This is a genomic window from Microbacterium sp. 2MCAF23, from assembly GCF_052115565.1.
In the GTDB taxonomy this organism is placed as follows: domain Bacteria; phylum Actinomycetota; class Actinomycetes; order Actinomycetales; family Microbacteriaceae; genus Microbacterium.
Genome location: NZ_JBFRGY010000003.1, coordinates 194,895 through 219,266, shown reverse-complemented (window position 1 = coordinate 219,266; position 24,372 = coordinate 194,895). Strand labels below are relative to the sequence as shown.

At 66.6% G+C, this 24,372-nt stretch carries 25 protein-coding genes and 1 tRNA gene; 12 read left to right on the top strand and 14 right to left on the bottom strand.

Annotated elements, in window-relative coordinates; translation table 11 throughout:
- The first annotated feature begins 115 nt into the window (after window positions 1-115).
- Window positions 116-2,932, top strand: a complete 2,817-nt coding sequence (locus AB4078_RS04480; RefSeq protein WP_441976119.1) for a hypothetical protein — start codon at window positions 116-118, stop codon at window positions 2,930-2,932.
- A gap of 46 nt (window positions 2,933-2,978) precedes the next feature.
- Window positions 2,979-4,079, top strand: a complete 1,101-nt coding sequence (locus tag AB4078_RS04475) for a hypothetical protein (RefSeq protein ID WP_441976118.1) — start codon at window positions 2,979-2,981, stop codon at window positions 4,077-4,079.
- 23 nt (window positions 4,080-4,102) lie between these two features.
- Here the strand turns inward: AB4078_RS04475 and AB4078_RS04470 are convergent, their stop codons facing one another.
- The 3 genes from AB4078_RS04470 to AB4078_RS04460 form a co-directional block, all read right to left on the bottom strand.
- On the bottom strand, window positions 4,103-4,717 hold the full coding sequence (locus tag AB4078_RS04470) for a TetR family transcriptional regulator (protein ID WP_441976117.1): 615 nt from the start codon (window positions 4,715-4,717) through the stop codon (window positions 4,103-4,105).
- Between the two features lie 566 nt (window positions 4,718-5,283).
- Entirely contained in the window at window positions 5,284-5,913 is a 630-nt protein-coding gene (locus tag AB4078_RS04465; RefSeq protein ID WP_441976116.1) for a DUF2510 domain-containing protein, read from the bottom strand.
- Between the two features lie 24 nt (window positions 5,914-5,937).
- Window positions 5,938-6,666, bottom strand: coding sequence for a hypothetical protein (locus AB4078_RS04460; protein WP_441976115.1), 729 nt, complete (start codon window positions 6,664-6,666; stop codon window positions 5,938-5,940).
- A 431-nt stretch (window positions 6,667-7,097) separates the two neighbouring features.
- Here AB4078_RS04460 and AB4078_RS04455 point away from each other — a divergent pair, with 431 nt between their 5' ends.
- From AB4078_RS04455 to AB4078_RS04430, 6 genes are all read left to right on the top strand, one after another.
- A complete protein-coding gene (locus AB4078_RS04455; protein WP_441976114.1) occupies window positions 7,098-7,316 on the top strand; it encodes a hypothetical protein in 219 nt (72 codons plus the stop codon).
- Between the two features lie 450 nt (window positions 7,317-7,766).
- Window positions 7,767-8,300, top strand: a complete 534-nt coding sequence (locus AB4078_RS04450; protein WP_441976113.1) for a sigma-70 family RNA polymerase sigma factor — start codon at window positions 7,767-7,769, stop codon at window positions 8,298-8,300.
- A gap of 4 nt (window positions 8,301-8,304) precedes the next feature.
- Window positions 8,305-8,973, top strand: coding sequence for a hypothetical protein (locus tag AB4078_RS04445; protein ID WP_441976112.1), 669 nt, complete (start codon window positions 8,305-8,307; stop codon window positions 8,971-8,973).
- Window positions 8,970-9,986: an ImmA/IrrE family metallo-endopeptidase gene (locus AB4078_RS04440; RefSeq protein WP_441976111.1), complete on the top strand. Its 1,017-nt coding sequence runs from the start codon at window positions 8,970-8,972 to the stop codon at window positions 9,984-9,986. The genes AB4078_RS04445 and AB4078_RS04440 overlap by 4 nt, the downstream gene beginning before the upstream one ends.
- Window positions 9,987-10,059: 73 nt before the next feature.
- Window positions 10,060-10,215 carry a hypothetical protein gene (locus tag AB4078_RS04435; RefSeq protein WP_441976110.1) on the top strand — a complete coding sequence of 52 codons (156 nt, stop codon included), beginning with the start codon at window positions 10,060-10,062 and terminating at the stop codon, window positions 10,213-10,215.
- Window positions 10,205-10,840 (top strand): hypothetical protein, encoded by a 636-nt coding sequence (locus AB4078_RS04430; RefSeq protein ID WP_441976109.1) that lies wholly within the window; start codon window positions 10,205-10,207, stop codon window positions 10,838-10,840. Before AB4078_RS04435 ends, AB4078_RS04430 begins: the two co-directional genes overlap by 11 nt.
- A 173-nt stretch (window positions 10,841-11,013) precedes the next feature.
- On the opposite strand, the gene AB4078_RS04425 is transcribed toward AB4078_RS04430, so the two are convergent.
- Complete coding sequence (locus AB4078_RS04425; protein ID WP_441976108.1) at window positions 11,014-11,901, bottom strand: HIRAN domain-containing protein; 888 nt, start codon at window positions 11,899-11,901, stop codon at window positions 11,014-11,016.
- A 112-nt stretch (window positions 11,902-12,013) separates the two neighbouring features.
- Here AB4078_RS04425 and AB4078_RS04420 point away from each other — a divergent pair, with 112 nt between their 5' ends.
- The 4 genes from AB4078_RS04420 (at window position 12,014) to AB4078_RS04405 (ending at window position 14,538) form a co-directional block, all read left to right on the top strand.
- On the top strand, window positions 12,014-12,550 hold the full coding sequence (locus tag AB4078_RS04420) for a hypothetical protein (RefSeq protein WP_441976107.1): 537 nt from the start codon (window positions 12,014-12,016) through the stop codon (window positions 12,548-12,550).
- 51 nt (window positions 12,551-12,601) lie between these two features.
- On the top strand, window positions 12,602-13,096 hold the full coding sequence (locus AB4078_RS04415; RefSeq protein ID WP_441976106.1) for a hypothetical protein: 495 nt from the start codon (window positions 12,602-12,604) through the stop codon (window positions 13,094-13,096).
- 5 nt (window positions 13,097-13,101) lie between these two features.
- Window positions 13,102-13,293, top strand: coding sequence for a hypothetical protein (locus tag AB4078_RS04410; RefSeq protein ID WP_441976105.1), 192 nt, complete (start codon window positions 13,102-13,104; stop codon window positions 13,291-13,293).
- A gap of 807 nt (window positions 13,294-14,100) precedes the next feature.
- Window positions 14,101-14,538, top strand: coding sequence for a GNAT family N-acetyltransferase (locus tag AB4078_RS04405; RefSeq protein WP_441976104.1), 438 nt, complete (start codon window positions 14,101-14,103; stop codon window positions 14,536-14,538).
- Between the two features lie 251 nt (window positions 14,539-14,789).
- Here AB4078_RS04405 and AB4078_RS04400 read toward each other — a convergent pair.
- The 10 genes from AB4078_RS04400 to AB4078_RS04355 all read right to left on the bottom strand — a co-directional run bounded on the left by AB4078_RS04400 (window position 14,790) and on the right by AB4078_RS04355 (window position 24,306).
- Window positions 14,790-14,864 (bottom strand) — tRNA-Gln (locus tag AB4078_RS04400).
- Between the two features lie 115 nt (window positions 14,865-14,979).
- Window positions 14,980-16,485: a glutamate--tRNA ligase gene (gltX, locus tag AB4078_RS04395; protein ID WP_441976103.1), complete on the bottom strand. Its 1,506-nt coding sequence runs from the start codon at window positions 16,483-16,485 to the stop codon at window positions 14,980-14,982.
- A gap of 12 nt (window positions 16,486-16,497) precedes the next feature.
- On the bottom strand, window positions 16,498-16,920 hold the full coding sequence (locus tag AB4078_RS04390) for a hypothetical protein (protein ID WP_441976102.1): 423 nt from the start codon (window positions 16,918-16,920) through the stop codon (window positions 16,498-16,500).
- Window positions 16,921-17,026: 106 nt separating this feature from the next.
- Complete coding sequence (locus AB4078_RS04385; RefSeq protein ID WP_441976101.1) at window positions 17,027-17,209, bottom strand: hypothetical protein; 183 nt, start codon at window positions 17,207-17,209, stop codon at window positions 17,027-17,029.
- Window positions 17,206-18,474, bottom strand: coding sequence for an MFS transporter (locus AB4078_RS04380; protein WP_441976100.1), 1,269 nt, complete (start codon window positions 18,472-18,474; stop codon window positions 17,206-17,208). Before AB4078_RS04380 ends, AB4078_RS04385 begins: the two co-directional genes overlap by 4 nt.
- Complete coding sequence (locus AB4078_RS04375; protein ID WP_441976099.1) at window positions 18,471-19,250, bottom strand: fumarylacetoacetate hydrolase family protein; 780 nt, start codon at window positions 19,248-19,250, stop codon at window positions 18,471-18,473. Before AB4078_RS04375 ends, AB4078_RS04380 begins: the two co-directional genes overlap by 4 nt.
- A 25-nt stretch (window positions 19,251-19,275) precedes the next feature.
- Window positions 19,276-20,334, bottom strand: coding sequence for a phosphogluconate dehydrogenase (NAD(+)-dependent, decarboxylating) (gnd, locus tag AB4078_RS04370; protein ID WP_441976098.1), 1,059 nt, complete (start codon window positions 20,332-20,334; stop codon window positions 19,276-19,278).
- Window positions 20,335-20,411: 77 nt separating this feature from the next.
- Complete coding sequence (locus AB4078_RS04365; RefSeq protein ID WP_441976097.1) at window positions 20,412-21,524, bottom strand: branched-chain amino acid aminotransferase; 1,113 nt, start codon at window positions 21,522-21,524, stop codon at window positions 20,412-20,414.
- Between the two features lie 50 nt (window positions 21,525-21,574).
- Window positions 21,575-22,636 carry a 3-isopropylmalate dehydrogenase gene (locus tag AB4078_RS04360; RefSeq protein ID WP_440732043.1) on the bottom strand — a complete coding sequence of 354 codons (1,062 nt, stop codon included), beginning with the start codon at window positions 22,634-22,636 and terminating at the stop codon, window positions 21,575-21,577.
- Window positions 22,637-22,767: 131 nt separating this feature from the next.
- The gene (locus AB4078_RS04355; RefSeq protein WP_441976096.1) at window positions 22,768-24,306 is read right to left on the bottom strand and encodes an MFS transporter; all 1,539 of its coding nucleotides are present in this window, start codon (window positions 24,304-24,306) and stop codon (window positions 22,768-22,770) included.
- Window positions 24,307-24,372 lie beyond the last annotated feature (66 nt).

The window sequence follows — 24,372 nt, the reverse complement described above, 5'->3', positions numbered from 1 at the left end:
AGAGGCCGGCCGCAGCCTCGATCGCTGCGCGGAGGACGAGTCCTGTATCAGGAGCGGCGCCGCGTACTCCTTGTCATCGCTGGATCCCAGCACGACGAGAATCAGGGTGATCAGGATGAACGAGCTGTTCCGCTTCATGGTGATGCGTCCGGCGGATCTGCCCGCCACGACCGATGTGCACACGCTCGACGCCCGAGCGATCGACATCGGCGACGGCGCGCCCGCCCTCCGACGATCGGCGAAGGCGTTCCTCCAGTCCGACGTCGCGGTGCGTACGGTCACCGAGGACCCGCTGGGCATCGCGGCCCGCGCCGTCGCGGCCGCACTCGGGGTATCGCGTATGTCGAACGCCGACGCGGAGGCGGTGATCCTGGCGGCGACCGGACGCGCATCGACGGCGGTGGTGTCGGGAGGGGACTTCGCCGCGTACCGTCAGCGCGTCGAGGACACGCTGATCGCCGCGAAGGCGCTCTCCGACTCCTCGGGCACCGATGCGCGCGGTCTCGCGACGGTCGCGCAGGGTCTCGACGTCATCGCCCGGACGGCAGACGGCGACCCCGAGATCGCCGTGCGCCCGCTCGTCATGCCAGCGAGCCTGCCGAAGGCGGACAGGCCAGCATCCGAGCCGCCGTCGACGGACCCAGGGCCGAGGCCCACCGGCCCGGACGAGGGCAGGATCCGCGCCGAGATCGACCGTCTGGACCGCGCGATCGCCGCGCTGGGCGGGCTCTCCGCCTCCGGCTTCGCCGCCCAGACCCGCTCCGAGGCGCCGCAGCCGCGGACCCGCACCGCACGGGCGGCGGGCGACGCAGGCGGCGCAGCGCGTACGAGCGCTGCACGCACCGAGACGGAGAACTCCGGATCCGTCACCCCTGGGATCCCCTGGGTCCTGGACACGTCCACCGTCCAGAAGCTGCCCGCCGCGGTGCGCAGCACCCTGCGGGGGCTCACGCTCGACGTCGCCGCCACCCCGCTGCCCGTCATGCTGCGGACGCTGGACGAGGCACGAGGATCTCTGCTGACGTCGCTCACCGTGCCGATCTCCGCGGTCTCCGCCGTCTCGCTCGTGGGCAGCGCCCTGGTGCAGACCCCGGGAGCATCCGATCTCGTAGGCGACCCCGCGACAGGCATGCCCACCGGGCACGGATCCATCCGCCCCGTCGGCGTGGGCGACCTGCTGCTCGTCAAGGAGCATGTCCTGCGCTACGAGGGCGGCGAGCTCGCACATGTGGAGAACGTGCTGAAGTCCGAGCACCTCGACCGCGAGACACGGCGTCTCGAGCGCACCGAGACCACGATCCTCACCGAGCAGGAGACGACGAAGGAGGAGGAGCGCGACACGCAGTCGACCGATCGGTTCTCGCTCAGCCGTGAGACCAGTTCCACGATCAAGGACGACACCCAGTTCAAGGCGGGCCTGTCCGTGGACGCGAAGTACGGCCCGTTCGTGGAGGTGAAGGCCAACGCCGACTTCGCCACGAACCACTCGTCGGAGGAGTCGACCAAGCAGGCCTCGGAGTTCAGCAAGGACGTCGTCGCTCGCTCCGTCAGCAAGGTCGTCGACCGCGTGCTCGAGCGACGCACCACCACCACGCTGAACGAGTTCGAGGAGCGCTATTCGCACGGCTTCGACAACACGAAGGGCGCCGGCAACATCTCGGGCGTGTACCAGTGGGTGGACAAGGTGCTGCAGGCTCAGGTCTACAACTACGGCAAGCGGATGCTCTTCGACGTCACGCTGCCCGAGCCTGGCACCGCCTTCATCGTCGCGCAGACCAAGGGCAAACTCGAGGGACAGACCTTCACCGCACCGGTGCCGTTCACGCTCACCCCGACCCAGGTCACGGAAGGCAATTACGCGTTCTGGGCGCATCAATACGACGTCACCGGAATCGAAGCTCCTCCCCCGCCGGTGAAGACGTTCAGCAAGGCGTTCGACGGCACGGTTCCGCAGGATCCGTACGAGTTCAGCAAGTCGGCCGACATCGCGATCGACGACGGCTATCAGGCCAAGTACGCCCTGTGGACGGCCGCATGGAACACCTACTCGGGGGCGGCCTGGTATCTGCTCATCGGGAACAACGCGCTCAATGTGTTCGCCGACGCGACCTACGTCGACATGGCCGGCGAGGTCGGCGCGGTGTCGGTGGCCACCTATGGCTGGAAGCTGCGCGACTTCGCGGCGACCGTGGAGATCTTCTGCGAGCGCACCGCCCGCGCGATGACGGCCTGGCAGCTGAAGACGCACGCCGCGCTCACCCAGGGATACCTCGCGAAGCAGCAGGCCTACCAGTCGCAGCTCGACGAGGCGGCGGCCGCCGCCGGCGTGGTCATCTCCGGCCGCAACCCGATGTGGAACTCGAGGATCGTGACGACGGAGCTGCGTAAGCAGTGCCTCACCCTGCTGACCGCGCAGCAGTTCGACGCGTTCGGCGCGCTGCAGACCTCCATCGAGGGCTACCCGCAGCCGGATCTGCCGCGCAGCGAGCAGCAGATGCCGTACGTGCGCTTCTTCGAGCAGGCCTTCGAGTGGGAGCACATCGTCTACTTCTTCTACCCGTACTTCTGGGGCTGGAAGCCCGCCTGGTCGCACCGGATGCTGCTCGACGACGTCGACACCGAGTTCGCCGACTTCCTCAGAGCGGGCGCTGGTCGCGTGGTCTTCCCGGTCCGTCCCGGCTTCGAGGCCGCGGTCGTGCACTACCTGGAGACCGGCGAGATCTGGAACGGCGGACCCGCGCCCGACATCTCCAGCTCGCTGTACGTGCCGATCGTCAAGGAGATCCAGGAGGCCACCGGAGCGCCCGGCGACGAGGTGCCGGTCGGCGACCCGTGGCTCGTGCGGCTCCCCACGACCCTCGCCAAGCTGCGCGCGGACGACGCGCTCCCGACCTGGACCAAGGTCGGAGAGGACTGGCAGCCGTCCAACTGAGCCTCGTCCGTCCCGTGGCGGACGACGACCGGCAGGAGGCCGAGACATGCGCAACCACATCATCATGGCCGGCGTGGACTGGGAGTTCCAGGGCGTCGACTTCCAGGTGCTGGCCACGAACCGCCGCAAGTATCTGACACGGCAGAACACCGCGAAGGCGGATCTCCGATTCCTCATGATGGACGTTCGCGCCGGTCAGGTCACCCGCATCGACGTGACCTACCCGGGCGGCACGAAGACCGAGACCTCGAGCGTGGTGGCGACGTTCGGGGCCGTCGGCCGCTCCAGCATCGGCACGTTCACCGACTCCGCCGGGGTGAGCCGCACCGGGTTCAAGCCGGGCCAGTTCAGCGTGATGTCGATCACCGATCTGTACGCCGCGATCCGCGACATCGGCCAGAACGCGCCCGGCACGCTGCAGGAGGTGAGCTTCTTCGGTCATGGCTGGATGGGCGGCCTCATCCTCGTCAACAGCTTCAACGACCGTGCCCCGATCATCCCCGTGCCGTCCACGGGGGGCGCCCCGACCACGATCACGGCCACGCTCGGCCCGACGCAGCGGGATCCGAACGACAAGGACTCCCGGGGCGAGTACGACTTCGTCGCGCCGACCCAGGACGCCGCCGCGCTCACGCTGTTCCAAGCGGCGTTCGCGACGGACGGCTTCTCCTGGCTCTGGGGCTGTGCGTTCCCGCGGGTGATCCACCACGCGATGTGGGCGATGGAGGGCGCCAAGGGCTACGCGACGAGCGGCACCGGCGACAACACCGTACTGACGCTCGATCGGGTCGTGAAGGAGGACGTCGACTACATCGAGGGTTTCCTGCTGCCGATCCTGAAGACGCCGTTCCCGTCGCGCTCCACGATCACGACGAAGTTCAAGTTCCTCAAGTACGTGTTCTGCGCGGCCAACGCGTCGGCCTTCGCCGCCCAGCTCGCGACAGCGACCGGCAAGCCCGTCCGCGCGGCGCTGCTCGGCACCTACGCCGAGTACGACGATCCGACGGACATGATGCACGTGCACACCGGTTTCACCGCGCACGTCGCGTTCTACAAGAACTACGTGGGCATGTCGATGGATCCTGAGGGCCGCGGCTACGGCGTGTATCAACCGGGGCTGACCTGCACGGTTCCCACCGTGCCGTGACCCGACTCAACCATCGCGAACGATCACGCCGATCGATGCGGTGACGTGAGCAGCATCCGTATTCCCGCCTGCGCCGCGGCGACACGACGCGGCAGGGAGGCCCATTTGTCCTCGAGCCCGGAGAGGACCTGCGCACCGACGAAGATCTCGTTCAACAGCTCGGCCGTCGCACGCACCTCGAGATCGGCTGACATCGACCCGTCCGCGACCCCGTCGCGCACGACGGCAGCCGCGATATCGACCCATGCCGTGTAGGGCGTGCTGGAGTCGACCTCCAACCCCGTCGCGGGCTGCATCGAGAGGCGGATCCCCGCCTGCACGAGCTCATCCATCGCGATCAGTTCGGCGAGGCCCTCGAACAGCCCCAGGATGCTGTCCAGACCGGATCCCGGACGGGCCTGCACGTCGGCGAGCACCTGGGCCATGCGCTCCTGCTGAACAGTGAGAACAGCGCGCGCCACGTCATCCTTGTTCCCGAAGTGGAAGTACAGAGACCCCTGGCTGATGCCCGCTTCTTCAGCGATGTCCTTCAGTCGGGCCTCCGCGTACGCCATCCGAGAGAACACCGTGCCGGCCGCCACGAGCAGGGCTCGCTGCGTCTCCACACCATTGGCCCGCTTCGCGGCCTTCGCCTCCATCGCGCCTCCCGGCCCCTCCGTTGTCGGCCGTGTGCCGAACCCAGTACATCGTAGGTTCCTGTCACGGATATGCCGTGATCACCGGCAGGACGCGACCCGTGCCGCACACTCACGTGCGGAGGAGTTCCCGTACCGCCCGATCGGTACGGGAACTCCGGGCGGCGCGGCAACACCCCCTGCCGCTCAGCGCCGGCACGGCCGCCACATGCCCCAGGCGACCTTCCCGCGCTCACCGCCACTCCGATCATCCCGAGTCGCTTGCGGGCGAACTCACGAAGATCCTAACCATACTAAGTCAGCGGTCCAACTAACGAGGACAGGTCTGCTCAGGGGATGTCGACGCGATGGTTCTGCGGCGCGCCTGTCTCAGACCAGGAAGGGAACTCGGCGCCACGACACGGACGAGCTCCGCTCGAGGTAGCCCCGAAGAGTGGGACAGCAACACGCGTTGGCACCATGTACAAGCATTACCTGCGCCTGTTCGGCGACGATCACGCCGACGACATGGCCTGCCTCGCCGCCGTGGCGAGCCACCCCGCGCTCGCGCTGGTCGTCAGCATGAACGGCTAGACCGGATCGGAGGATACAACCCCGTCGTTCGAGACGTGCTCCGTCCAGCGCGTTCCATCCCACCATCTGTGCTGATGCCGCCCATGTGGGTCAGTTGCCCACTGAGCAGGCACGGGCGGTGGAGGGGGTGGAGCGGTGGGGGCAGCGCGTGCTTGGGTCACGGTCGCCTGTGCGCTCGTCGCGCTGGTGGCTGATGAGGATTTCCCCTCGCGCATCCGTGCTGCCTCGTTCGTGACGTCCGCCTTGGCACGGTCCATCGCCGCAATCGCTCGGTCGACGTTCGCTTTCGCCCGCGCGTACGGCTGCAACACAGCAGCCTGATTGGACGAAAGCCGACGCCCCTCAGCCGCGCGACCTCGCGCCATCGCAGCGCGCGTCTTGCTGCCGACGAACATGCCCACGGTCTGCCCCGACGCACGGTTCTTCAACTTGGCATCCTGGAACTGCTCACGGATTGACCGCTCTGCTTCGGTGAGCTCCCGCTTGTAGTCGCGCAGATCACGTATGCCGTTGGAGATGACGCGCTTAGCTTCGGCCAAGTCGCCCGCGTCTGCCGCGCGCTGAGCTTCCTTCTCTGTGATTGCGGCAATGTCCAGGATGCGCTTGTTCAAATCGTTCTTCCCCACGGCCACATCTTGGCAGACGCCCGCTCAGCCACCCGCGATCTGACGCCCGATCAATTTAAAGTCGTGCCCCCACCCCTTGCCGCGGTCCCCGAGCACGCCCTGAACACCTGCAATCGCAACGAGATCCCAATACCGCTGCAAGCTATCGGCCATGCGCTCGTTGAGCTTGCGGTAGAACTCATCGGAGAGCGAGTAGTCACTGATCATGCGTTGGAAGAGGTCGTTCAGTTCGGGCTCATTCTCAAGTGCAACGCGCTCAGCAGCATCCCAGAACACCTGAGGACTTTCCTCACGTTGCGGATTGTCCGCGAGTGCGTCCAGGAAGTAGAAGCGCCCTTCCTGCCCATATCGGTTGAGCGCGGCGACAAGTGAGAGCCAGACAGGATCGTTGTCTACAGCAGAAAGCGCTTCGTTCACGTAGTGCGGATGCATCGCTCGACCGACGTTCAGGTGGGTTGCTTCGCGCAAGAGTCCTTCCATCTTGATGAGGTTGTGTCGGTAATCGTTCCTGAGAACCGCCAGCGGGAGCCATCCGCGAGTAGCCGCCAGATGGTTCAATCCCAGGCCGAGCTTCAGCATCTTCTCAACGCCGATCGAGAGCATCGTCATGATCGGGTCCCGCGTCGTCTCAATGAACGCCGCCGTCCTCAGCGCTCGGATGCCATACGCCAGCAGATGCTTCGCTGAATCGGACTCCTGAATGAACTGCAAGCCCTGTAGCACGGACAGGTCGTCATCAAATTGTTTCCCCATGGCCAGATCGTGGCAGAGGAGACGCGGCGCGAGCGGGCGCGACGCACCCGGGGGATCAGACGGGGATCGCCTCCGCGCGGCGCGCTCACGCAAACGACAAAACCCCCGATTTACCGGGGGTTTTCGTCTTGCTGGGGTACCTGGACTCGAACCAAGAACAACTGATTGAACTTGGCACTACGTTCAGGTCCGCGCGGGAACCGTATTCCCTAGTAGATCAGTCGATTGCTTGCTCTCATGGTACTTGCTGCCACGGGTTGATACGCCTTCATGCGTGCCCCGCCAGTCGAAATCTACCCCGAACAGTACCCCAGCGCTCGTCAGAAGATCACATACGTCTGGCGGGTGAGCAAGCCGTGCAACGTCCCCCGTCCTTGGCCGCGTGTCGCGCTCGCGGAGTTGGTCTGTTCGGGACGATTCTCGGAGAGGTCTTGACCTACCGCGATCTCGCGCCTGGCGAAAGGGGCGCAACACGCGAGGTGGTTGACTTCTCGACCGACTTCGTCGATGTCACGATCGCTGTTCGCTGGAACCAGAACTGGCAAATCGAGACCTTGGTTCCAACCAGCGTTGCCATGCTGGTCATTTCCGGGCCCGACGAAGATGACGCCGACGATGTGCCTCGGTTCCGCGCGGAACCGTTGAACTGATGCGCCGACGCTGATCGCGGCTGGCCCCATCGTGCGACGCCTTGCGGTGCTTGAGCGTGAGCGTTGCGGGACGGGAATGCAGACGGCACCGTGCACGGAGCGGCTGTGGCCCGGCCGGCTCATACCCAGTACCTGACCATGCAGAATCGAGAGTTGCGGGCTCCTTGCAGCGCGGTTACTACCTCGGTTGGGCTTTCCTGGCTCCACGGAGGTAATTGAACCGAACACCCCACAGACAAGCACCCTCCCCTGCCAGCCTCGGTCACCCCACAACCGAGTCGACCGATGGTCGGCGAGTGTCACGGCATGTCCGAGCTCCGCGTGTCCTCGGCGATCCGTGTCGATAGGGTACGAATCGAGCTAACTGTTCTTACCGCTTGCACGACTTCTCCATGAGGGAGCCACCATGCAGCCACACGAACGCCGGCGACGAGTTGGGGTGACTGTGTCATGACGATGCCTAATCTCGGTGTGCTTTACATGGAGCACGGTCAGAAGATGATTCGTACCGCGGCCGCTGTGCTTCTGCGCAAGTTTGGCCTGACCGACGGCGATCTCGATGTGGTGCAGGAAGTGTTCCGCGAACTACAAGAGAAGCCGCCCGCAGAGGAGATCAAGAACTGGGAGGCGTTCCTGATTCGAGTCACTCAGCGGAGGGCGTACGACTGGGGGCGCAAGCAACATGTCAAGAAGCAGGGGCGGTCGTTCGACGATGACGAGTTCGACGTCGAGCCTGTCGATGACGCAAGTGAGGATGCGTTCGCGGAGGTGGAGGCCGCTGTCGATCTCGCCGCTCGGATTCCCGAGCTGCTTGATGGCATGCAGTTACTTTCGGAGAACGAGAGGTTCGTGATTACTCGGCAGGTATTCGATGACGCTGGCCGTGACCAGTTGGCAAAAGAGCTAGGGGTGTCGCCGCCGCGCATCAGCCAGTTGAGGACGTCCGGTTTGAAGAAGTTGAGAACCTATTTGGGGAAGGAGTGACACCGTGAACGAGGAACAGAAGGCAGAGCTTCTGGACAGGCTTATCGCTATGCCAGTTCTGCGGACGCAGCTCCTTGACGACGCGGGCGCGACTGCAGGAGAGCGCAGCGAATTGTTGGAGCTCGCCGATATCGCGGACGCCGCATGGGTGAGTACTCGTGGTGCACCGCCGGTTGAGGAGGACCCCATTGCAGCGATGTTGGGCGTCGCACCCACGCCGGGCCTTGCGATCGATCCTGCTGCCTTTAAGCAGGCGCGTGTGAAGTCGGGCTTGAATGTCTCGCAGCTTCGGGATCGGCTCGCCCAGCGAGGGTGGCAATTCTCGAACGCGGAGATCGCCAGTTGGCAGAGCCGCGAAGGCATCGAACTGCTCCCCGCGTTGCTGCAAGATATCGGGGATGCCCTGAGAGTTTCCGCGGACGCTTTCACCGTGACGCGGGTGAGCGATGCACCAACCATCCACACTATTCTCCGCAGGAGTGAGTGGTTTGTCGCGCTCGTCGAGCAGTGGCAGACGCTGCGACATGTCGCGCGGTCGGTGGCTGAAGCGCAGTTGCTGACTCGTGCGACAGCGACGGTTCATCGCGGGGAAGAGCCGGACGTGGAACAGATTCGCGAGCTCCTCGAACACCTCGTTGCGTCAAGCGGCGAGTCCGGAAGTTCACGTCAATGAACATCGACCGCGCCGTCGCTCGTCTCATCCAGCGCCTTCCCGAGGCCGATGTGTTGCGGTTCGCGGCGGACCCGGGCGGTGCTGTGGAGCCTGTGTTCGGTGTTCGCGCGGTTGCTTCCGCAGGCCTTGCCGAGACGCGTGGCGCTGGTGGCGCCTGCGATGGTGTCTCTTTCCTCGAGGACGGTGTGCTCTTCTACGCGCCGACCCCGCACAGCAACCGCCACAATTTCACGATCGCCCATGAGGTCGGCCACCACCTCGTGAACAGCGACGACGATGTCGCAAACTGGATCTACGACCAGGACGATCACGAGGCGATCCTTGAGACGGTCTGCGATCGGGTTGCCCAGAGCCTTCTGTTACCTCCTGCGAGCGTGAAGCAGTTCCTTGACGGGCGAGTGCCGCGCGCACGCGACGTTCTCGATCTGTACGAGGGCTCATCGGCGAGCCGGCCTGTGTGCGCGATTGCGATCGCTCAGCACCTTCCTCATTTCGGGGCTGTTGTGCTGATTGAACGGCAGACGATGACTGTCACGAGTGCCAGCATCCATGCCGATCCTGAGCACGGCTGGCCGTTCATCTACCCGTGGCCGGGACAGCAGGTCCCGGCCGGTCACCAGCTTCGTAATGTCGGAGACGGCGTCGACGTTGTCCGCCGGGCCAGCTGGCCCGGACGGTTCGGCAGCGCGGAAGAGTTTTACCTCAACGCTGTGGGGGCGCCGAACGGCATCGTCGCGGTGTTTTCCGGCGAAGATCTGTGGGGTGTGCCGGAGCTCCCCCGGCTCGTCGATCGCGAGTGGGATAGCCGACCCCTCCTGTCCGGGACGTGTTGTGGTGAGTCGTTCCAGCGCCGCGGATATCCCTGTCCTGCGTGCAAGAAGCCGTATTGTCCGCGGTGCGGAAAGTGCCCTCATGAACGCAGTGACTCGCTCGACGTTGTTTGCACCGCCTGCTTTTGCCTGACGCCGCGGAGCCGCATCGTTGATGGAGTCTGCAGCGACTGCCGAGCCTAACTAACTCTTTTCGCCTCTCATCCGACTACTGAGTGCGGGATCAGATGACCCGCACTGATCGAGAGGCAACAAGATGGCCAAGAACACTGGGAACGGGTACCGCAAGGGCGCCGTTCGCTCCCGCACTGAGTTCAAGCACAACGACATGTGGTTCAAGCGCGACACCACCACGGGGCGGATCATGAACGGATCCCCTAAGGAACACAAGGGGGTTCGCAATGAGCGGTGAGCGCCAAGAGCGTCACATCCCCTCCGCTACCCACCTCGCCGAGTTCGTCGCGTTGAAGTCCGCGCGACGTCCGGCATGCGTGCGCAAGCACTACCGCCAAGTCGTTGCTGCGAGCGACCAGCGGCAGTTCGCCTACTTCTACGGGCGGCTCTTCGCAGCCATCCGCCGACATGTGCGGTCCGGGTTCACCAGCGACGACCTCAGCCGGGCTCTCACCGCGGCGACCCCTCAGCAGCGCCCATCGTTCGAGGAAGTGGCCGAAGGACTGGTGCCCGCACTGCGCAGCCTCGGAGCGGTCGACGGCCGCACCGCCCGCAACCGCCGTTACTACGACGACCATGACGGCGAGCACCTGGTGTCGGTGTATCCGCAGTTCGTTCTCACTCTGCAGGACCACTCCGACATGTTCGTGCACGTGCACACGGCGAAGGAACCCCTCACGCCGGGTGCGGCGGCAGTCGTCCTGGAACTTCTCAGTGGCGCCTACCCTGGCGAGCGGGTCGCCGTGATCGATGCACGCCGAGGCGCGGTGATGCTGCCGCAGTCCCGAGGGGTGCGGGCAAGTGAGGCGGCAATCACGGCGTATCTCGATGCTTACTTGACGCTGTGGGAGACGGCCGCGTAACAGCTGAGCGGTAGTCGCGAGCGGGAGATGTACAAGATGGGTGCCGAAGTTAGAACTATCGCATGTGACGAGTCAGGCTCGGAGGGCGAAAACCAGACCCGGGAGCGGCTCGCCTCAGGCACCGAGTTCGACGGTCCGCTCCGCGCCTAACCTGCACGCCGCGCACGGAGGGACTAGGTCAGCTTCTCGAAGCGCTCCTTGATGCGACTTCCTTCCCGACGTTCCGGCGGGCAGACAGTCAGCCACCGACGTAGCACCGCGACTTCGTCGTCACGCCGACCAAGCTTGCGGTAGATGATCGCAGCCTGCTCGGTGTACCACGGCGCGGGTTCCCGGCCTTCACGCGCGGCCTCAGCCCCCTGGATCGCCGCGGTGCACAGCACCAGCGCGTGCTCGAGCCGGCCCTCGCGCTTGAGTTGCTTGATGGGCTCGACCAACTGTAAGTAGTGCACGCCATTGACCATGCCTCCTGCGAAGGACTGCGCCCGCGAGCCGCCTCCTGCCAGCGCATCAGCCACCATCTTGTCGATACCAGCCTGGTGCTCTGCAACCTTCGCACCCGGCGACAGCGCCGGACGATTGAACTCCGTCCACTGCCACTCTGGCTCGCCCTCAGCCAGCCATGCCCACGCCTCAGCCCGCAGACCCTTCGGCAGCATCTCCGTGAAGATTTGTACTTGAGCGGTGCGAGCGCCGTCCGCCGAGAGATCAACGCACCGGGCGAGATACCCGGGGAGGTAGCCGATCTTCTCCCCTTCGACGTGAACCGCGACGGCCATGGGGTCCGCTGGATTGTCCGGCTCTCGCTGCAGCGTTCCCGCCGTCTCGAGGTATCCGCCGACGTCGATCCCATGTCTCTCGGCGAGACGCGTCATGGCCTCTCTCGCGAACGTGGTCGTCCCCGTCAGCTTGACGAGATCCTCCTCACCACCGAAGGAGTAGCTGATCTCGATACGCGGCCCCTGTGATGCCCGCGGCGGCTCTGGTGCCGAAACCAAGACGGTACTTGAATTGGCCTGCGCCTCGGCATCCCTACCGAAGAGCCGCTTGAAAAATCCCATCCCCCGATACTCCCAGAGTTACCATCACAACGAGAAGGCCCCGCCACGCAGGCGCAGCCGTCCATTTCGCGAGCACAAAAGCTATGTCGTTCGCCGTCGCTAGTCTTTCCCCGTGACCACCCCGACGGCGACGTTCGACGCCCACGTTCCAACCGCCTGGACGCGTACGGCGCTCGCGGCAGCCGGGTACGAAGGCTTCGTCACGTTCGAGGAACTTCGGCAGCACGGCGCAACGAAGAGTCCTGGCATCTATGTGGTCCTCCGCTCCCCCGCGACGCCTCCGGTGTTCCTTGCCCGAAGCGCAGCTGGACGAAGCAGGGACTTCACGGCGCCAGTTGAGCGGCTACAAGCGGAGTGGATCGATGGCGCCGAGGTGATCTATATCGGGCTCGCGACTCACGGCTCACGGCGGGATGGTGTTCACCGACGACTCAAGCAATATCGACGGACCGGCGCTGGCACGGCCGACACTCACGGCGGCGGTGTGTGGATCTTCCAACTGGAAGATGCAGCCGATTTAGTCGTCTGCTGGCGCGCGGCCGAAGACGAATCCGATGCGTTTGTCGCTGCCCTGGAACATCACCTCATCGCAGATTTCGTTGCACGGCCCGAGCACGGTCGACGTCCGTTCGCGAATCGGAAAGACTAACCAACTTCGCGGCCCGAAATTAGTGTCCGCGGCCACGGCTAGCCTTGAAATGTGAAGAAGCCAGACCCCGACGCGGAGAACCGCAAGCGCTGGGCACGAGTCCGCCTGCTCAACGAGGAGCTCGATCGCCTGGGCGTCGACGCCGCCGAACGCACGACGAGCGTGACAAACAAGGCTTCCTTCCTCGCCGTTTCTGCAGGCGTGCTGGTCGCAGCCGCGACCGCACAGCTTTGGAAGGTTGTGCCGCTCTTCGGCGTGGTCTCGCTCGCACTGGCGTGTGTCGCGCTAGCGTGCGCGGCAGTTGCGCTCCGACCAGCGAAGCGCATCGCGGTTCAAGCACGACGTCTGGTCGATCGACACCTTGATTGCGGGCATACCGCCGCGCAGGTCGAGGCCGAGCTCGTCGAAGACAAGGCAACCGTGCTCGCCGCGCGCGAAGATGATCTGGCCGCGCGCGCCCAGTGGGTCTGGGTGGGATTCGCAGCGCTTGCGGTTGCCGCGATTTCACTTTCAATCGTGTTCAGCATCGAAGTTCTTGGAGGATGACTCGCATGGGAAGACCGGATTACGAAGACAGCATCGCTTGGAGTAGCGGCGATGCCGATTCCGGTGGTGAGACAAGCGTTGGATACGCCTATTTCGGCCAGGGCTCGTCGATCGGGCGCGTAACCGAGGCCGCCCGAGGCAGCAACCTCAGAGAAGAAATGGCTACACGAATGGAGAGCGACAATGAGCCGGCCTGACTACGAGGAGTCAACCAGCGGCGGAGGCAACAGCAACGAGGCGCCGTCGTCTCCGGGCGGAGGGGGCAATATCGGCTGGTCGCAGAACACCCAGCCACCTGGAGAGCTGCAGATCCGGTAGGCGCGGGTGTCCGCGTATCGCAGAATCACCTCGGCGGTGCGCGGACACACCCGGCGAGGCGAGCCATTGCCCAGCGCCTATCGCTCGACGCGGACGGCGAGTCCTGCCCTCACAAGCTCGTCGATCGCCGCAGCGATATCATCCGGGTCCTCGTAGGCCTCGTCGTAGTGATTGACGGGTTGGCCCCCTGCTCAGTGAGCAACAGCGTGAACAGTCCCTTGGCGATCAGGGAGCGGCTCGGGTCGCTCAACACCTGATCGGGCACGACGAGGTCTGCGAGGTTGTCGTACACAGGCCTGACGCCAGTGGATACGATCCAATCTTCGGGTGCTGCCATCGGCTATCTCCAGACGTCGCGCATCAGATCCTTGAACAAGGCATCACCTCCGGACGGTCGGGGTGACTCCTCCTGGTGCGGGGGGCAGCGCGGTTGCATCGAGGTAGGCCAGTACCCGATCAACGTGGGTGTCTTTGCTATTGATACTCCCTGAGGTGTCAGAGCCGACACTTGAGCAGCTGAAGCCGTTCCTCGGCAGATGGAGTCCATACGGCGCCGAGGCCTGAGATCCCGTTAGCACGCAGGCCCTGTTGACGTCGAGTTCCCAGCAGCACCAGTCCACGTCCAGCGAGATGTCGCTCATCAACTTTGTCGCGACGAACACGCACAAGGGCTGCTGCACTGTGTGATGTCGGAGAACCGGGATGATTGTGGGATGCCTCTCGTGATGTCCCGAGTTAACCGGTTCGACTACGACTCCGGGTACGACTATTCCTGGGATGCAACGCCGGGGCCTGATGAACGAGACTATGCGATCTACTCAGTTGCCGAGGACGGCGTCCCTGTGGCTCGTGCGCTCGTCAATACCAAGCCCCTGCTTCTGGTCGGATACACAGCGCCACCAGAGCTATTGACGACTGAACTTGACTATTTCGAGGTACACAAGAGCCACCGAGGCCGTGGCGTTGGCGGACGCGTAACGCAAGCTCTGACAGCCGCCCACGGCCGGTTGCACGCTCTGTCTTCGCCGGATGCAGTTGGTTTCTACCGCTCCATCGGCTGGTCAGAATATCTCCATGAGAGCGGTCGTTCACTCAGCCAGGCGGAGCTGTTCGTTGGCCCCTGATGGTAGGCACGGGCGCGCAACCAGCGGGCACGAGATGAACCAATAATGCGCGGCTCGTCAGTTTCCTGGTCCGGTTGAAGTTGATGCGTTGGGCGCAACCGCAATGTTCGAGAGATCCGTGCTGCCCGGGATCTAGACCACCCTGGGGTTATGGGCCAATCTGGCCTATAACCCGGATCCGCTCTCCCCCATCAGGAAACGACAGAGGCCCGGATCACTGACTTTCCTCAGGGTTTCCGGGCCTTCTCTGTTGGCTGGGGTACCTGGACTCGAACCAAGAACAACTGAACCAGAATCAGCCGTGTTGCCAATTACACCATACCCCAAGGGCGAAACCGGAGCCTCGCACCGAGAGTCAAGCTTACCCGAGCTGATCCCGGGATCCAAACCGGGGCGAGATCCCGCGCGCGTCGCGCTCCCCCGCCCCGGCCCGCGATCGGGTCAGCCCAGGAACTCGGCCAGCGCGCGGAGGCGGCGGAGCGTCTCGTCCTTGCCGAGCAGCTCCATCGACTCGAAGAGCGGCGGCGACACCCGGCGTCCGCTCAGGGCGACGCGCGGCGGGCCGTAGGCGACGCGGGGCTTGAGACCGAGACCGTCGATCAGCGCGGCCGCCAGGGCATCCTGGATCGCCTCCGGCGTGAACGTATCGAGCGGCTCGAGCGCCACGACGGATGCCGTGAGCACCTCGGCGGCGTTCGCGGGCAGCCCCTTGAGCGCGTCCTCGTCGTATGAGACCTGGTCGGAGAACAGGAAGCCCAGCAGGCCGGGCACTTCGCCGAGCAGCTGCACGCGCTCCTGCACGAGCGGGGCGGCGCGGAAGGCCAGCACGAGCTGCTCGTGCGTCGGCTCCCCGTCGAACACGTCGGCGGCGGCGAGGTACGGCAGGATCCGCTCGGCGAAGTCCTTCGCCTCGAGCTTGCGGATGTGGTCGCCGTTGATCGACTCGGCCTTCTTCTGGTCGAAGCGGGCCGGGTTCGGGTTCACGTTGACGATGTCGAACGCGGCCGTGAACTCCTCGAGCGAGAACACGTCGCGGTCGGGGCCGATCGACCAGCCGAGCAGCGCGAGGTAGTTCAGCAGGCCCTCGTGGATGAAGCCGCGCTCGCGGTGCAGGAACAGGTCGGCCTGCGGGTCGCGCTTGCTGAGCTTCTTGTTGCCGGTCTCCCCCAGCACGAGCGGCATGTGCGCGAAGCGCGGCACGAAGGTCGTCACGCCGGCGTCGATGAGCGCACCGTAGAGCGCGAGCTGACGCGCTGTCGACGGCATCAGATCCTCGCCGCGCAGCACGTGCGTGATGCCCATGAGCGCGTCGTCGACCGGGTTCACGAGCGTGTACAGCGGAGCGCCGTTCGGACGCACGACCACGAAGTCGGGGAAGGATCCCGCGGGGAAGGTCACCTCGCCGCGGATGAGGTCGACGTAGGTCAGGTCCTCGTCGGGAACCCGCAGGCGCAGCGCCGGCTGGCGACCCTCGGCGCGGAACGCGGCCCGCTGCTCCTCGGTGAGGTCGCGGTCGAAGTTGTCGTAGCCGAGCTGCTTCGCGCGGCCGTTCGCCTCGTTGCGGGCGTCGATCTCCTCCGCCGTCGAGTAGCTCTCGTACACGGATCCGGCGGCCTTGAGCTTCTCGATCACGCCCTGGTAGATGTCACCGCGCTGCGACTGGCGGTACGGCCCGTGCGGGCCGCCGACCTCGACGCCCTCGTCCCAGTCGATCTTCAGCCAGGTCAGCGCGTCGACGAGTTGGCGGAAGCTCTCCTCGCTGTCGCGCGCGGCGTCGGTGTCCTCGATGCGGAACACCATCTTGCCGCCGGTGTGCCGGGCGTAGGCCCAGTTGTAGAGCGCCGTGCGGACCATGCCGACGTGCGGCAGACCCGTCGGCGAGGGGCAGAAGCGGACGCGGACGTCAGCACCGGACGCGGTCGTGGTGCGGGGATCGGGAGTAGCCATAGCCCTTCGATTCTAGTTGCGGGCGGGTCCTGAGCCGCGACGGGCCACGGCGATGGCCGCCGCGTGCTCCAGCGACAGGATCCCTTGCACCGCGCGCTCGGCGCTCAGCGCGTCGAAGCCGTTCCGGAACCGACGGCGGTCGTGCCGGTCGAGGCCGAGGTAGTACGAGCCGGCGCCCGCCACCCCGCCCTCGACCGACCGCCACAGCGCCGTCGTCGGGGCCTCCCACATCCAAGGCCGCTCGCGGACGTCCGGATCGACCCATCCGCTCTTCGCAAGCATCCGCGCGAAGCCGTCGACGTTCCGCTCCAAGTCCTGGTCGGCGCGAAGCCGCCCGCCCGAGGCAGCCTCCAGTCCCGCGCGTTCGCACACCTCAGCCCACCGCCACGACGGCGACTCGGTCCAGATCGTCGCCACCATCGTGCCGCGCGGCACGCGCCGCAGCTCGGCGGCTGCGGCGCGCCTTCGCTGATCCGCAGTCCCGGATGGCGACGCGTCGAGACTTCCCACATGCTCGGCTCCGGCTCCCGCGCATCGACGATCACCCGTCCTCGGCGAAGGACGAGGCGAGCTCGCCGGTTCCCGCGCCGACATCGACCAGAGTGCGCCCCGCCCCGGATTTGAGCAGCTCCCGCAGCACGACACCGGTCCCGGCACAGAGCGCGGCGTACGAGGCTGCGTACGCCTCGCCGACCTCGCTCCAGCTGCTGGGGCGCCCCCTCATCGCTTCCCGAAGGGCGACAGCGCGACGATAGAGACGACGACCACGAGGGCGGCGATCGCGAGGCCCGCGTAGGAGAACGACTGCAGGATGACGCCCGCCAGCACCGCACCGCCGGCCGCGCTCAGGCTCATGATCGAGTCGCTGCGCCCCTGGCGGCGCGTGCGCAGCGCGGGCGCCGACGCCTCGGTGAGCAGAGCCGCACCGGCGACGGTCGCGGCGCTCCAGCCCAGGCCCAGCAGGATGAGCGCGACCATGACGCCCCACGGCGTCTCCCCCGCGAACATCGCGAAGCACAGCGATACGACGAGCAGCGCCTGCCCGAGCAGCACGGTGCGCAGCCGGCCCCAGCGGTCGGAGAGGATGCCGAACACCGGCGACAGTCCGTACATCCCGGCCACGTGCATGGCGATGGTCACGCCGACGAGCACCGTGACGTCGAGTTCCATCGACATCCCGTCGTGCATGCCGCCCATCACCCCGCCGGCCATGGCCATGTGCGACAGATGCACCGGGGTCATCGCCATGACCGAGGCCATCGTGACGTGCGAGCCGGCGATCGCGAAGATCGCGTAGCGGGCGGCGACCGGGCGGTCGACGCGCTCGATGCCGGCCGCGACGGATCCGGTCTCGGGCAGCATGCGCGAGGTGAGCAGCGGATCCGGCCGGAGGGCGATCAGGTACAGGGCGAACGCCGCGACCTGCGCCACCAGCGAGAACAGGTAGGAGCCGGTGTGCTCCGGCATGCCGATCACCCGCCCGAGTTGCTCGCCCGGTCCGAGCAGCAGGGGCCCGGCGACCCCTCCGATCGTGGTCGCCCACACGACGACCGACAGATCCCGACCGCGATGCTGCGGCTGGGCGAGATCGGTCGCGGCGAACCGGGACTGCAGGTTCCCGGCGTTGCCCATGCCGATCATGATGATCCCGACCAGCAGCAGCGGGAACACGCGGATCGCCGCCGCGCCGATCACCACCACGATGCCGACCAGGGCGAGCAGGTTGCCCGCCGTCAGCGCGAGGCGGCGGCCGCGCAACCCGGCAAGGCGCGCCAGCGGGATCGCGGCGACGGCCGCACCGAGCGTCACCGAGGCCGTGGCGAGGCCGGAGAGCGCGTCGCTGCCGGAGATGTCCGCCGCGAGCAGCGCGCCCAGCGAGACCGTCGCGCCGAAGGCGATTCCGCCGAGGACCTGACCGAGCGAGAGGATTCCGACGGTGCGACGCTGGATCCTGGTGCGCTCCTGTTCGGTCAGGATCGCTGCGGTCACGACGCGGGCACGGCGTCGCGCACAGCGTTGCGCAGCGTCCCGATTCCGGAGATCTCGACCTCGACCGTGTCACCGGCCTCGAAGGCGCCCACGCCGGCCGGAGTGCCGGTCATGATCACATCGCCCGGCAGCAGCGTGAAGACGGCCGAGGCATACGCGATGATGTCGGCGACGGAGTGGATCATGTCGGTGAGAGGGGCGTGCTGGCGCACCTCGCCGTTCACCCGGGTGGTGAGCTCCGCGACGTCCAGGTCGACATCGGTCTCGATCCACGGTCCCAGCGGGCAGAACGTGTCGAAGCCCTTCGCGCGCGACCACTGGCCGTCCTTGCGTTGCAGGTCGCGAGCCGTGACGTCGTTGCCGACCGTGTAGCCGAACACGTACTGCTGCGCGTTCTCCGCGGCGACGTTCTTGGCGATGCGCCCGATCACGACCACGAGCTCGCCCTCGTGCTCGGTGCGCTCCGAGAGCGCATTCGGACGCACGATGGTGTCACCGGGGCCGATCACCGCGGTGTTCGGCTTGAGGAACAGCAGCGGCTCCGCCGGCGCCTCGCCGCCCATCTCGGCGGCATGGTCGTGGTAGTTCTTGCCGACGCAGACCACCTTCGACCGCGGGATCACCGGGGCGAGCAGCGCCACATCGGCCAGCGGCACCCGCTCCCCCGTCGTCTCGTAGCCCGCGAACATCGGGTCGCCGGCCAGCACGACCAGCTCGCCCTCGTCGAGGATCCCGTACTTGATGCCGTCGTTGTGGCTGAACCGAGCGATCTTCACACGCTCAGCCTATCCAGACGCGCGATCAGCCCGTCGTCTCGGCCTTGTTGCCGCCGGCCTCGAGCACGTCGCCCGCGGGCAGCTCCTTGTGCCCGCCGAACTGCAGGCGCATCGCGGAGAGCACCTTGTTCGCGTACAGGTCCTCGTCCCGCGACGCGAAGCGCTCGAACAGCGAGGCGGCGAGCACCGGCACCGGCACGCCCACGTCGACGGCGGCCTTGACCGTCCAGCGGCCCTCGCCCGAGTCGGACACCCGGCCGGCGAGGCCGTCGAGCGTGGGGTTGCCCTGCAGAGCCGCGGCGGTGAGGTCGAGTAGCCACGACGAGATGACGGATCCGCGCCGCCACAGTTCCGCGACCTTCGGGGTGTCGATGTCGAACTGGTAGTACTCGGGCTCCTCGAGAGGTGCCACCTCGGCGGAGTGCTCGGCCTCGCGGATCCCCGCGTCGGCGTTCTCGAGCAGGTTCAGCCCCTCGGCCAGCGCCGCCATCACGCCGTACTCGATGCCGTTGTGCACCATCTTCACGAAGTGACCGGCACCGGACGGCCCGCAGTGCAGGAATCCGAGCTCCTCGTCGCCGAGCTCACCGGTACGGCCCGGGGTGCGCTCGATCTCGCCCACGCCCGGGGCGATGGTCTTCAGGATCGGGGTGATCGTCGCGAATGCCTCGTCGGGCCCGCCGACCATGAGGCAGTAGCCGCGCTCCAGGCCGAAGACCCCGCCGCTGGTGCCGACGTCGACGTAATTCAGGCCCTTCTCCCGCAGCGCCTTGGCGCGGCGCACGTCGTCGCGGTAGTTCGAGTTGCCGCCGTCGATGAGGATGTCGCCGGGCTGCAGCACCTCGCTGAGCTCGTCGACGACGCGCCCGGTGAGCCCGGCCGGGATCATCAGCCAGACGACGCGCGGCCCGTCGAGCTTTGCCGCCAGGTCGGCGTAATCGGTCGCGCCGATCGCCCCCTCCGCCACGAGTGCGGCGACAGCATCCGGGTTGACGTCGTAGACGACGCACTCGTGCCCTCCGCGCATGAGGCGGCGCACGATGTTCGCCCCCATCCGTCCGAGTCCGACCATGGCCAGCTTCATAGCGGGGTCCTCTCCTGTCAGGGATCGCAGTTCATGCGCCGCCTCCGTGTCGGAGACGGCGTGGATCGTGCGGCGGGTCAGGCGTCCAGCCGGACGAGCCAGCCGTGGGTGTCCTCACGACGGCCGTATTGGATGTCGGTGAGCTCCTCGCGCAGCGACATCGCGAGCTCGGTCGACGCGGGGCCCGCGTGCACGATCTCGAAGTCGTCCGCCATGAGCGTGCCGATCGGCACCACGACCGCGGCGGTGCCGCAGGCGAATGCGCCGACGATCTCGCCGGACGCGGCACCGTCGCGCCACTCCTGGATGGAGACCTTGCGCTGCTCGACCTCCAGCCCGCGGTCCTTCGCGAGCTGCAGGATCGACGCGAGCGTGATGCCCTCGAGGATGGAGTCGCTGGCCGGGGTGATCAGCTTGTTGTCGCGGGTGACGAGCACGAGGTTCATGCCGCCGAGCTCCTCGATGTACTCGCCGTCGAGGAACAGGACCTGCTGGCAGCCCTTCTTGTACGCCTCCTCCTGCGGGAGCAGGCTCGAGGCATAGTTGCCGCCGGTCTTGGCCGCGCCCGTTCCGCCGTGACCGGCGCGGGCGTAGTCACGGGACAGCCAGATGTTCACCGGCTGCACGCCGCCAGGGAAGTACGCACCGGCCGGGCTCGCGATGAGGTAGTAGGCCACCTTCTTCGCGGCGCGCACACCGAGGAAGGCCTCCTTGGCGAACATGAACGGGCGGAAGTAGAGGCTCTCCTCGGGGTTGCTGGGCACCCAGGAGGAGTCGACGGCGACGAGCTGCTTGAGCGACTCGATGAACAACTCGGTCGGCAGCTCGGGAAGAGCCAGGCGCCGCGCAGAACGCTGCAGGCGGGCGGCGTTGCGGTCGGGGCGGAAGGTCCACACGGATCCGTCCGCGTGCCGGTAGGCCTTGAGGCCCTCGAAGATCTCCTGCGAGTAATGCAGCACGGCGGCGGCCGGGTCGAGCTCGATGGGGCCGTACGGCGAGACTCGAGGACGGTGCCAGCCGCCCTTGTCCGACCAGCACAGATCGACCATGTGGTCGGTGAAGTGCTGTCCGAAGCCGGGCGCGGCGAGGATCTCCTCGCGGTCGGCGTCGGAGCGCGCGTCCTCGTTACGGGTGACGCGCCAGATGAGTCCGGCGGGTGACGGAGCCTGAAGAGGGAGTTCGATGGTCATGAATGCGTCCTGACAGGTCGAAGGGTGCGGCGTCGTGCGCTGACTTCAGGTTACGCCTGGAGTCGGGCGATGATCGCCGCGCCGGTCTGTTCGGTGGTGCGGGCGCCGTCCCGCGCGGCGATGTCCTCTTCGACGGCACGCTGTACGCGTGCGGCTTCGTCGCTCAGCCCCAGGTGGTCCAGGAGCAGGGCGACCGAGAGGATCGCTGCGGTGGGGTCGGCCTTCTGCTGGCCCGCGATGTCGGGTGCCGAGCCGTGCACGGGCTCGAACATCGACGGGAACGCGCCGTCGGGGTTGATGTTGCCCGAGGCGGCGAGGCCGATGCCACCGGTGACGGCGCCGGCCAGATCCGTGAGGATGTCCCCGAAGAGGTTGTCGGTGACGATCACGTCGAAGCGCGAAGGGTGGGTGACCAGGAAGATCGTGGCCGCATCGACGTGCAGGTAGTCTACGGCCACGTCGGGGTGCTCCTGCGCCACCTCGTCGACGATGCGCTTCCAGATCGCGCCGGCGTGCACCAGCACGTTGGTCTTGTGCACGAGTGTGAGCTTCTTTCGGCGCTTCTCCGCGAGCGCGAAGGCGTAGCGCACCACCCGCTCCACACCGAACGCGGTGTTCACGCTGGTCTCGTTCGCGACCTCGTGCGGGGTGCCCTTGCGGATCGCGCCGCCGTTGCCGACGTAGGGTCCCTCGGTGCCCTCGCGCACGACGACGAAGTCGATCTCGCCCGGATCCGCCAGCGGACCCGGTGCCCCCGGGTACAGCTTGGACGGACGCAGGTTCACGTAGTGGTCGAGCTCGAAACGGAGCTTCAGCAACAGCCCGCGCTCGATGTTCGCGTCCTTCAGGCGCGGATCCCCCGGCTGCCCGCCGACGGCGCCGAGCAGGATCGCGTCGTGCGCGCGGATCGCATCCAGATCCTCATCGGTCAGCGTCTCGCCCGTCTCCAGGAAGCGCGCGGCGCCGAGCGAGAACCGGGTCTTCTCGAACGTCACGGGGCTCGAGGCGGTGACGGCGTCGAGCACCTTCTCCGCCTCGGTGACGACCTCGGGACCGATGCCGTCACCGGGGATGACAGCCAGCTTCACGACACGGGACGACGATTCCGACACGGGCGCTCCTTGCGATTCGTTACGGGTGGAGGATCCCAGGCTATCGGGAGCCGGAGACCCTCCCGACAAAGAGTCGTCCCCCTCAGAACGACCTATGGACCGTGCTGAGGGGGACGACTCGAGAATGGCGGTCAGTTGCCGAGCCGGCGCCCGAGGGTGAGCGCGGCGATCGTCGCGGCGCAGACCACCAGGAAGCCTCCGATGAGCGAGGTCACCATGACGCCGGTGCCGAACGCCTCGGATGCGGCCTGCTGCAGCGCCTGTCCGAGCGCCCCCGGCAGCTGCTCCGCCACGGAGAACGCTCCGGCGAGAGTCTCCTTCGCGCGATCGGCCAGCGCCTCCGGCACGCCCGCCGGCACGACCAGCGAGGTGCGGTAGAACGCGGTGATGATTCCGCCGAGGATCGTGGTGCCGAGCACGGCGCCCAGCTCGTACGCCGTCTCGGACACGGCACTGGCCGCGCCAGCCTTCTCCGGCGGGGCCGCGGCGAGGATGAGCTCGTTGGAGACGGTCTCCGCCGCGCCGATGCCGATGCCGAGCAGCACGAACGCGACGATCAGCGGCGCCACGCCGTGCGCATGCGTGGTGAAGGCCACCACGAGATAGCCCGCGAGCGAGAACACCAGGGCGGCCGGGACGAGGATCTCGGGGCGCACGCGGCGCGCGATCGGCACGACGACGAGGCCGGAGACGATCATCATGCCCATACCCGGGATGAGCGCGAGGCCTGCCTCGACGGGCTTCAACCCGAGCACGAGCTGCAGATGCTGCGACACGTAGTAGAGGAAGCCCACGAGGGCGACGACGCTGAGCAGGTTCACCAGGATCGCACCGCTGAACATGCCGCGGCGGAAGAGCGCCATGTCGAGCATCGGGACCTCCGCGCGCAGCTGCCGGCGCACGAACAGCACGCCCATGCCGACACCGACGATGATCAGGATCACGACGAGCGGGGTGATGCCATCGACGGCGAACTCCTTGATCGCATAGACCACGGGCACCATGGTGGCCATCGACATCAGGATGCTGAGCAGGTCGATCCGTCCCGGATTCGGATCCCGGCTCTCCGGCACCAGGATCGGTGCGAGGATCAGCAGCGGGATGAGCACGGGCACGGCGACGAGGAACACGGATCCCCACGCGAAGTGCTCGAGCAGCACTCCCCCGACGATCGGCCCGAGTGCGGAGCCGGCGGAGAACGCGGCCGCCCACACGGCGATCGCGAGCCGTCGCTGCTCGCGGTTCTGGAACACCGAGCGCAGCAGCGAGAGCGTCGACGGCATGAGCATCGCGCCGAAGAACCCGAGCAGAGCGCGGGCGGCGATCAGCAGCGCCGCCGTGGGCGCGAATGCGGCGAGCGCGGAGACGAGCGCGAACCCGGTGGCGCCGATGAGCAGCATCTTCCGCCGCCCGAAACGGTCACCGAGCGTGCCCATCGTCACCAGGAGCCCGGCGAGCACGAGCGGGTAGACATCGATGATCCAGAGCTGCTCGACGCCATTGGGGCTCAGCGCCGTCGAGATCTCCGGCAGAGCGAAGGACAGCACGGTGTTGTCGACCGAGACCAGCAGCACCGGCAGCATGAGCACGACCAGCGCCGCCCAGCCGCGTGCACCGACGCGGGGGCCGTCCTCGGTCCCCGGCAGGGAGATCGACGCTGTTGCGGACATGGTGCACCTCTCGGTTTCATCGCGGAAGGACGAGTTACTTAACCGTCCAGCTGGTATAGTAACAGA